We start from the raw sequence: 3,806 nt of genomic DNA on the forward strand, positions 1-3,806 counted from the left end.
CGCGCTCTGCTGTGTCGGCGCGCAATACCTTCAGCAGCCGGTCGCGGTGTTCGCCGACGTACGTCGGGTGTTGACGCGGGACTCCCCGTTCATCGTCAGCTTCTCGAACCGTTGCTTCCCGAGCAAGGCTGTCGCCATCTGGCAGTCCCTCGACACGAACGGGCACGCCGCGCTGATCCGGCTCTACCTCGAGCGCGCGGGCTTCCGCGGAATCACGGCCGAATGGCTCGCCGATGGTCGTACGGGCGACCCCCTGGTAGCGGTCGTCGGCCGGGCCTGACTACCAGAAACGGCTCCCGGGAATGCCCTTGAACGGGCCGGCGAGGTCGGAGAAGATCGAGCCGCCGTAAAGCCGCCGGGCTGGGGAACGACCGCTTCGCCGTCGACAAGCATGCATCAAACGGCGCGGCGTAGAAGGCGACATGATCGCGCAAGGCTGCCATCGGTGTCGGATTGTCGTCGACCCAGCCGAGAGCATCATTCGCGCCCAGATCGTCTCGCCCAAACCGGCGGCCCGCTTTACGCTTTACAGTGCTCGCCGCAACGCAACGAAGAACCAATGCGGCGTATTATGGGGCCAAAATTGTGTTGAGTTTTATCATTGCAGGTTGTTACTTGTGGTGAACAAACATGGAACGCGGATGCAGCTAAGTGATTGATTTTGTTGATTTATACCGGACTCTTAATCAGCGGGTCCTTGGTTCGAGCCCAAGTGCGTCCACCATACCCTGCCGCCGCCGGATCAGAACGCCAGATAGGGTCCGTTGACGGTGCCGGCTGGCCTGCCCTCGATCGCGGTATAGACGGTTCGCCCGAAGAAGAACGGGATGCCGAAGTCGAAGCTGTTGGCGAACGGGAGCGGCGGCTTGACCAGGGTGGGATTGATGCCCAGCCCCGGCGCGACGTCCGACGTCGCCGGTACGTTCAGCGGACTGTAGAGCGTGAACGCCCCGCTCGCCGTCGCGCCGTTGGTCGCCGTTAACAGCGGCGACAGCAGCAGCGGCGCGGTCGGGCAGTAGAAGGCGATGAGGTCGGCCGTGGTGCACGGGTTCAGCGTCGTGTCGATGAAGAAATAGTCGTTGCTGCCGGTGTCGAGGAAGCTCTGGGTCAGCGCCTTGCCCTTGTAGGTGGCGGTCAGCACGCCAGCGCCCAGCCGGTTCCCCGAGCTGGTCACCGGCAGGATGTTGGCCGCCGCCAGCGCATTGTCGGCCTGGGTGCCGATGCCGAACGTCACGGTGCCGGTCAGCGACGCCACTCCGCGCTGCGGCACCGACGGCAGGGTGATGACCGTGCCGTTATTGTCGGTGGCGAACGCCGCCACCGGGTTGGGCAGTTGCTGGAACGGCGCCGCGGCGCTGGCGGTGCGGCTGATGATGCCGGCGCAGCCGCCGGTGGGGCAGTCGTAGTAGATCGCCGCCGACGAGCCGCCCGCCACCGTGCAATAGCTGCCGCAATCGGTGGTCGTCGTACCGACGCCGAGGATGCCGTTGGCCCCGAAATCCTGCACCGTGGTGATGGAGGTGCCGCCGCCCGCGGAACAGCCGGCGGGCACGCTGGCAAAGGTACCGGTGTCGCCGATCACCTGCAGCGGCATCCCGGCCACCTTCTCGCCGGCGATGGCGAAGTCGCCGGTCCGCACCGAGCCGAAGGCGTAGGAATTGACGTATTGATAGCATTCGCCGACCGCATTGCTGGCCGGGTCGCTCTCGGCCGGCAGCGCCGCCAGCAGGCTGGCATTCAGCACCGGCTGGATGATGCGCAAACCCACCGAGCCGGTGTCAAGGATGACATGGTCGATCGTCTGGCAATTGGTGGTCGACCCAGGTGCGCACAGGGTAATCGTGACATAGGGCTCGTTGAACGCGGTATAGGCGTTCGTGCCGGTGTTGAGCGCAGCGGGACCGGCATCGAGCGTCACGACCGCGGTGTTGGCGGTGGCGGTGGCCGTCGCCGTCGCAGTGGGCGTAGGGGTCGGGGTCGGCGTCGCTGCGGTCGTCGCCGTGACGACCGGCACCGTGCTCGTCGTGTCGCCGCCGCCGCAGGCTGCGAGCGCCAATGCCGCCAGCAGGCCGGCCAGATGCGCCGCGATCCTCATGGCTGCGGCAGGTCGCTGGCAGCAAAGCCGGCGGGTGCGAGCGAGGGCACGAACGCCACCCCACGGAACCAGCCCATATGGCCGCTCGACTGGATTTGGAGGTCGGCCTGGTTCACCTCGGACGGATGCCGCAGCGAGTGCATCTGCCGGCCGGTGGCGATGCTGCTCGCCTGGAACGTCGCGAAATACTGCCCCAGAAGCGTGCGCAGGTCGGGCTTGCCCGGCCCGGACCAAGTCACCGCGAACACCGCGCCGCTGGCGTTGGTGAACTCGCGGACGCTGCCGCTGTTGAGCCGGGTCAGCTCGTGCCGGGTGTAGCGACCCATCGCGACCGAGTTCATCCGCGCCGCCATCCGCCCCTTGTCGGCCGCGACGCTCGCCGCTCCGCCGCCAAGCTCCGCCTGCACCACCGCCGGGCAGAGCAGTGCCGCCGCCCAGATGAAACCGGGAACCACCCGCATGATCATCAGATCCTCCAGCGTCGATGTCCGACTTCGCCGCTGTTGATCGCAGCGCAAATTGACAACGATGTTACCCTGATATGGCCGACGATGCTGTCGCCAGGGTGAACGGCGGCTGACATCTCGGCTATCGGTGCGCACAGCCGGAGCCGAGCGAATAGATCTGGATGAGCCCGTCGGTGCGATAGCGATCGCCACCGCCGTTGCGATGCCATTTGCCCGGCGGCAGGCGCGACGATTCGGTGCCGAGCAGGCGAGCGCCGCTTGCGGTCACCAGCGTGCCGATCGCCGCTCGCTCGGCATCGACGTCGCGGCCGATATGATGAGTGATCTGCAGCGTGAACAGCGACAGGCCGACGCCGCGGTCATAGGTCGCCGCCGCCAGCCAGTCGCCGGGTGCCACCTGCCACAGCCGGACATGGTGACGCCGGTCGGCGCTGCTACCCTCGTCGAGCTGATAGGCGAGGTCCTGAACCTTGTCATGGACGTAGAGCGAGCTGACCGGTGCCGCCGGGTAGGCGCGGTGCAGCACCACGCTGGCGGCAATCTTGACCGCCGAACGCACCGAGACATTGTCCGCCAGCGTCCAGCCCGCACGATCGAACGCACAGCCGATCGCGGCGGCATCACCCTTCAGCCGCAGGTTGATCGGATCGGCCGGAATGTCCTGCGCGGTATAGGAGATCAGCTCGTCGCGCCGGCCGATCCGCTTATGCTCGTGCCGGCTCCACAGGCGTGGCAGGCCGCCATAGGCGATGCCGACCCACAGCAGCAGCAGGGCGAGGAGCGAGAGGGCCGCGACGACCAACCAGTGCCAAGGCCGCAACGCGCGCATCGCTGAATACTCCGCGACGGTGAGGCGAGTGTCAAACCGGCCGCTGCTCGTCGCCGGCATAGTTTTGCGACATGCTGCGCTTATTTTCCGCGGCAAAGGAGAGCGAGCATGAGCGCGATCAGCACCGCGGTGAACCGCTTCGGCATCGGCGCGCGGCCCGATCAGCCGCTGCCGACCGATCCCCGGCACTGGCTGGTCGACCAGTTCGCACGCTACGACGCTCGCCCGGCCCCGATCGCGGCGGCAGCCGACAGCGCGACGGTGGCAGGCGAGCTGGCCGATTACCAACGCGAGCAACGCGCGCTGCTCGTCTTCGTACGGTGTCGCCGGCTCGACGAGGAGGAGCTCCCGATCGCCGAGCGCGTAGCTGTTCGTGTGGGTGGCTGGCGGCAGCGTCGGCGTCCGCGCCGGAAAG

3 protein-coding genes and 3 pseudogenes are annotated in these 3,806 nt (G+C 67.1%); 2 read left to right on the plus strand and 4 right to left on the minus strand.

Annotated elements, in window-relative coordinates; translation table 11 throughout:
* Positions 1-280, plus strand: a pseudogene (locus HUU96_RS12970) (methyltransferase type 11); the annotation flags it as partial.
* On the opposite strand, the pseudogene HUU96_RS15390 reads toward HUU96_RS12970, so the two are convergent.
* The 4 genes and pseudogenes from HUU96_RS15390 to HUU96_RS12985 all read right to left on the minus strand — a co-directional run.
* Positions 281-458: pseudogene (locus HUU96_RS15390) on the minus strand (DUF427 domain-containing protein); the annotation flags it as partial. It lies immediately after the preceding pseudogene.
* Positions 459-742: 284 nt separating this feature from the next.
* A complete protein-coding gene (locus tag HUU96_RS12975; protein ID WP_174293182.1) occupies positions 743-2,095 on the minus strand; it encodes a DUF3443 family protein in 1,353 nt (450 codons plus the stop codon).
* On the minus strand, positions 2,092-2,562 hold the full coding sequence (locus tag HUU96_RS12980; RefSeq protein WP_174293183.1) for a DUF2844 domain-containing protein: 471 nt from the start codon (positions 2,560-2,562) through the stop codon (positions 2,092-2,094). Before HUU96_RS12980 ends, HUU96_RS12975 begins: the two co-directional genes overlap by 4 nt.
* A 121-nt stretch (positions 2,563-2,683) precedes the next feature.
* On the minus strand, positions 2,684-3,391 hold the full coding sequence (locus HUU96_RS12985) for an LssY C-terminal domain-containing protein (RefSeq protein WP_174293184.1): 708 nt from the start codon (positions 3,389-3,391) through the stop codon (positions 2,684-2,686).
* 108 nt (positions 3,392-3,499) lie between these two features.
* Here HUU96_RS12985 and HUU96_RS12990 point away from each other — a divergent pair.
* A pseudogene (locus HUU96_RS12990) lies at positions 3,500-3,806 on the plus strand (hypothetical protein); the annotation flags it as partial.

It is taken from the genome of Sphingomonas bacterium (genome assembly GCF_903644135.1).
In the GTDB taxonomy this organism is placed as follows: Bacteria; Pseudomonadota; Alphaproteobacteria; order Sphingomonadales; family Sphingomonadaceae; genus Sphingomonas.

What these genes read in the sequence shown, in the direction of transcription:
- HUU96_RS12985 (WP_174293184.1), bottom strand. Translation starts at nt 3,391, where the DNA reads ATGCGCGCGTTGCGGCCTTGGCACTGGTTGGTCGTCGCGGCCCTCTCG.
- HUU96_RS12980 (WP_174293183.1), bottom strand. Translation starts at nt 2,562, where the DNA reads ATGATCATGCGGGTGGTTCCCGGTTTCATCTGGGCGGCGGCACTGCTC.
- HUU96_RS12975 (WP_174293182.1), bottom strand. Translation starts at nt 2,095, where the DNA reads ATGAGGATCGCGGCGCATCTGGCCGGCCTGCTGGCGGCATTGGCGCTC.